The organism is Nevskia sp. (genome assembly GCF_023266035.1).
Lineage (GTDB): Bacteria > Pseudomonadota > Gammaproteobacteria > Nevskiales > Nevskiaceae > Nevskia.
Map to the genome: position 1 here is coordinate 1,680 of NZ_JAHFRY010000185.1, position 4,712 is coordinate 6,391.

Here is a 4,712-nt window from a genome sequence, read left to right on the forward strand (position 1 = left end):
AAACCCTCCACGACCACATCCGCCCATCGCGCGAGGCGTTCGATCAAGGGTCTCACTGCCGGATTTTTCAGATCGAGCGCGAGGGTCTGCTTGTTGCGGTTGGCCATCGCGAACATCGGGCCGGCCATGCGCCGGGCGAAGTCGCCGGTCAGCGGTTCGATCTTGATGACCTCGGCGCCGAGGTCGGCCAGCGTCACGGTCGCAAACGGTCCCGGCAGCAGCAGCGAGAAATCCAGCACGCGCAATCCGGCCAGCGGTTGCCAGCCGGAATCAGGACACTCTGGAGGATCGGAAATGTCGTTCATGGTTGCGCGCTGAATGGCACTCAGGCCGGCCGGAACTTGGGCAGGGTCACGTCCGGCGTGACATCGTCGAACTGCACCGCGACCCGCTGGCCGATGCGCAGGGACTCGACGTCCAAGGTGACGATGTTGGTCATCATGCGCACGCCCTCGTCGAGTTCGACCAGGGCGACGACGTAGGGCGTGTCGGGCTTGAACGACGGTCCGGCCGGACGCCGCGCGACGGTATAGCTGTAAATGTGGCCGCCGCCGGCAGCCTGCGACCATTCCACATCGTCGGAATGGCAGTGCGGGCACAGCTCGCGCGGATAGTGATGGCAGCGCTGGCAGGCGCGGCAGCGCTTGAGCAGCAGCCGATGCTGTTTCAGCGCATCCCAGTAGGGCTGGCTTTCGGGATCGATGACAGGTAGGGGTTTTTCGTACATCGCCTCAGCTCCGCGAAAGAATGCAGGTGGCACCGCTGGACAGCGCGCCGCCGGTGCCGTGGACCAGCGCCGTGCGCGCGTTCTGTACCTGGCGTTCGCCGCACTCGCCGCGCAACTGCCGCACCGCCTCGATCAGCAGGAAAATGCCGAGCATGCCGGCGTGTGCACAGGACAGTCCGCCACCGCTGGTGTTGAGCGGAAAGGCACCGCCGGGCGCGGTACGTTGACCGGAGACGAAGGCGCCGCCTTCCCCCCGCTTGCAGAAGCCCAGGGCCTCCAGCGTCAGCAGCACGGTGATGGTGAAAGAGTCGTAGATCTGCGCGACGTCGATCATGTCGTGGCCGATGCCGGCCATGCGGAAGGCTTCGCGCCCGGCGATTTCCGCCGCCGTCAGGCGCGTCAGATCCGGCATGGCGACCATCGTCCAGTGGGTGTTCGACTCGCCGTAGCCACGCACGTAGACCGGCGTGCGGCCCAACGCCTTGGCGTTCTCGGCGGTGGTCATGACGATGGCGCCGCCACCGTCGGTGACCAGGCAGGAATCGAGCAGGTGCAGCGGGTCCGAGATCATCGGGCTGCCGAGCACGTCCTCGATGCTCAGCGGGTCACGCATCATCTCGGCCGGATTGAGCTGCGCCCATTTGCGCGTGGCCACCGCGATCTCGGCCAGGTGCGTCGACGTGGTGCCGTACTCATGCATGTGGCGCATCGCTGCCATGGCGTAACCGCCGACCGGGGTGGGCATGCCCCAGGGGGTCTCGTACTGCATGGTCAGCACCGAGGGTCGGCCGCCCAGGCTGCGGCTCTTCTCGCTCTTCTGCGTGCTGCCGTAGGTGATGAGTGCAACCTCGCAGCGGCCGGTCTCGATCGCCGTTGCCGCGTGCGCCACGAAGGCCTCGAATGCCGAACCGCCAATGTTGGTGGAATCGACGAAGCGCGGCGCGATGCCGAAATACTCGGCCAAAGTCAGCGTCGGCATCTGTCCGGGGCCTGGCACGCCCCACATGCCGGTGGACAACAGGCCGTCCACGTCGCGCATCGACAGGCCGGCGTCGCGCAGCGCGTCTCGCGCCGCGCGCGCCTGCACCTGCAGGACGGAAAGCGGCTCGGCAACCCTGCCGTCTTTCAGAGGAACGTCGGCGACGCCGACGATGACCGCTTCGCGTTTCTTCATTCGTGCACTCTTGTTGATGTCATCGGACGAGTGTTTCAGTCCTGCAATCGGGGGGCGCCGCCGAGGCGGGTGATGGCGTCTGCCGACAGTTGCCCGATCTGCGCCGAGTCATAGCCCAGCTCGGTCAACACGGAGCGGCTGTGCTCGCCGAGTCCCGGCGCGCGCCTCAGCGCGGCAACGTCACGCATGCCGCGTTCGCTGCGCACCGGGAATTCCGGCTGCGGCAGCCCCGGCACGTCGGCGTGCTGGCCGAGCAGGGAGCGCAGTACCGGGTCGGCCAGCATGTCCGGCACGGTGTTGACCGGGCCTGCGGGAATATCGGCGCTGTCCAGCGCGGTGATCCAGGCGCGCGCGGTACGGGTCGAGAAGATGCCGGCGAGCATCGCCAGCAACTCGGTGCGGTGGCGGATGCGAGAGGCGTTGTCGCGGAAGCGGTCTTCGCTCGTCCATTCCGGGCGGCCGACCAGCTTGCACAGTCTCGCGAACGCCGCGTCGTTGATGACCGTGAGCGTGAACCAGCGCTGGTCCGAACCCTGGAAATGCCGGCTGGGCGCCACGATGGCGGGATTGATCTCGCGTTCGCAATGACCCTCGATGCTCGCTTCGGCGATCTTGCTGCCGAGAAAGGTGAGCATTGTCCCCATGAGCGTGAGTTCCACCGCCTGGCCGCGACCGCTCTTCTGGCGCTCCATCAGCGCGGCGAGGATGCCGTTGACGCCGCACATCCCGGAGGCCACGTCCACGATCGGCAGGCTGTTGCGGATCGGTGGATCCTTCTCCTCGCCGGCGCCGTAGAAGCCGCCGGCCACGCCCTGGATGACGCTGTCGACCGAGGGCTTGAGCCGGTACGCGCTGTCGCTGCCGTAGGCCGACACCGAGTAATGCACCAGGCGCGGGTTGATCAGAGCAAGATCTTCATAACGCAGCTTCTGGCGCTCGGCGAAATCCAGACGAAAGCTGTGGATCAGCACGTCGGCGCGCGCCACCAGCTTTTCCAGCACTGTGCGACCGGCAGGCTTGCGGAAGTCCAGGCACAAGGACTCCTTGCCGCGGTTGCTCATCATGAAAAGGGCGGCCACCTCGCCGCAGAACGGCGGTCCGAAACCGCGGCCTTCCTCGCCCTCGAGCGACTCGATCTTGATGACACGTGCGCCGTAATGCGCGAGCGCCATCGCCGCATACGGACCTGCCATCAGCCGCGACAAGTCGAGGACGGTGACGCCCGCCAGTACCGTCATGAGGCCGCCTTCGTCGTGGACGGCAGGAAGCACACGGTCTCGGTGAAGTCTGCGATCTGCTCGCCGCGCTGATTGATCACGCGATGGCGGATCTCCAGCAGGGTATAGCCGCGGCTGGTCTTGGGCTTGCACCTGGCTTCGCCCTCGACGTGGATGGTGTCGTTGGGAAACAGCGCCGCGCCCAGGCGCGCGTTGACGCCGGTCATGCCGCCGAACTCGCCGGCATTGGCACCGACCAAGGCGCGATCGATCACATCCTTGATGAGGGTTGCGACCAGGCCCATGCCCAGCGAGATGACCATCGGTCCCGGTGCGAAGCGGGTGCGGTGGCCTTCAGCGAGATGGTCTCGGATGTACTCCATGTCGATGAAGAAAGGCTCGTGCAACCCCATCAGATTGACGAAATTGACGATGTCGGTTTCGGTGATCGTGCGGCGGTGGCTCTTGAAGGAGATGGCCGGGCCGTCTTGTGCGGTCGTTGCGTTCATCAGCTCACCTTGAAGTAGTCGGGCCGGCCGTTGGTCCACGCCTCTCCCCAGAGCGTTCCGCCGCCGTCGACGCGCAGAACCTCGCCGGTCAGGAACTTGCCGCTCGATGCCGTGAGATAGACGACGGCCTCGGCGATGTCCTGGACGTCGCCATTGCGCTTCATGGGGTTCGAGTTGCAGAACTGCTCGGCGTTTTCCGCGCGGTAGTTGTTGAAGCCATTGCTCTCGATGGTGCCCGGCGCCACGCAGTTGACGCGGATGCGATGCGGTGCCCATTCCAGTGCCAGCGAACGGCTCAGCGCGACCACACCGCCGCGTGCCGCCGCAGTGTGCGTGATGCCGGGCTGGCCGCGCTCGGTGACAACGACGATGTTCACCACGCTGCCGGGAACACCGTCGCGCACCCAGCGCTTGGCGGCGTTCTGGATCATGTGCCAGGTGCCGTTGAGATTGGTGTCGATCACTGCGTTCCAGCCCTTGACGCTGTAATCCAGCGCCGCCTGCGGAAATTGCCCGCCGGCGTTGTTTACCTGCACGTCGAGCCCACCAAAGCGCTCCCACACCGCGTCCATCGCGTGGCTCACGGCCTCCGGGTCACGGATGTTGAGCGGCAGTACCAACACCTCGGGGCTGCCGAGCCTGCGCAGCCAATCGGCGCTGGCTTCCAGCGCCTCCGGCTTGCGTCCGCAGATCACCAGCGTCGCGCCCAGGCGCGCGTAAAGGAACGCGATGGCCTTGCCGATGCCGCTGCCGGCACCGGACACCAGCACGCGCTGGCCCGCGAACAGGCCCGGTACATACACCGTCGGCAGCTTCGCCAGGTCGGCGTCGGCGAAGCCGAATTTCGGGGACTCCTGCGCCGCAGCGCCTTCGTTCGCGTTCAAGCCGTTCTCCTTCAGCGTCCCTTCCACTGTGGTTTGCGTTTCTCGGCAAAGGCCTTGGGACCTTCTATGGCGTCCTCGCTGGCATACACCGGGATATAGTGATCCCAAGCGGCTTTCAGTCCCGGCACGCAGCCCAGGGTGGTGGCGTCCTTGAGCACCTTCTTGCCGGCGACGACCGAAAGCGGTGCGGCGTAGGCGATC

The 4,712-nt window shown here is 66.2% G+C and carries 6 protein-coding genes and 1 pseudogene; all 7 read right to left on the reverse strand.

Features of this window, described 5'->3' with window-relative positions; translation table 11 throughout:
* Positions 1-239 (reverse strand): CoA transferase (locus tag Q0D45_RS20060; RefSeq protein ID WP_293397250.1); only part of this gene is annotated, 239 nt, incomplete at its 3' end.
* Between the two features lie 86 nt (positions 240-325).
* Positions 326-727: a Zn-ribbon domain-containing OB-fold protein gene (locus Q0D45_RS20065; RefSeq protein WP_293397253.1), complete on the reverse strand. Its 402-nt coding sequence runs from the start codon at positions 725-727 to the stop codon at positions 326-328.
* 4 nt (positions 728-731) lie between these two features.
* Positions 732-1,901 (reverse strand): acetyl-CoA acetyltransferase, encoded by a 1,170-nt coding sequence (locus Q0D45_RS20070; RefSeq protein ID WP_293397256.1) that lies wholly within the window; start codon positions 1,899-1,901, stop codon positions 732-734.
* A gap of 35 nt (positions 1,902-1,936) precedes the next feature.
* The gene (locus Q0D45_RS20075) at positions 1,937-3,139 is read right to left on the reverse strand and encodes a CoA transferase (RefSeq protein WP_293397259.1); all 1,203 of its coding nucleotides are present in this window, start codon (positions 3,137-3,139) and stop codon (positions 1,937-1,939) included.
* Positions 3,136-3,627, reverse strand: a complete 492-nt coding sequence (locus Q0D45_RS20080; RefSeq protein ID WP_293397262.1) for a MaoC family dehydratase — start codon at positions 3,625-3,627, stop codon at positions 3,136-3,138. Before Q0D45_RS20080 ends, Q0D45_RS20075 begins: the two co-directional genes overlap by 4 nt.
* A complete protein-coding gene (locus Q0D45_RS20085; protein WP_293397265.1) occupies positions 3,627-4,538 on the reverse strand; it encodes an SDR family oxidoreductase in 912 nt (303 codons plus the stop codon). Before Q0D45_RS20085 ends, Q0D45_RS20080 begins: the two co-directional genes overlap by 1 nt.
* A pseudogene (locus Q0D45_RS20090) lies at positions 4,523-4,712 on the reverse strand (enoyl-CoA hydratase/isomerase family protein); the annotation flags it as partial. The pseudogene Q0D45_RS20090 and the gene Q0D45_RS20085, both read right to left, overlap by 16 nt.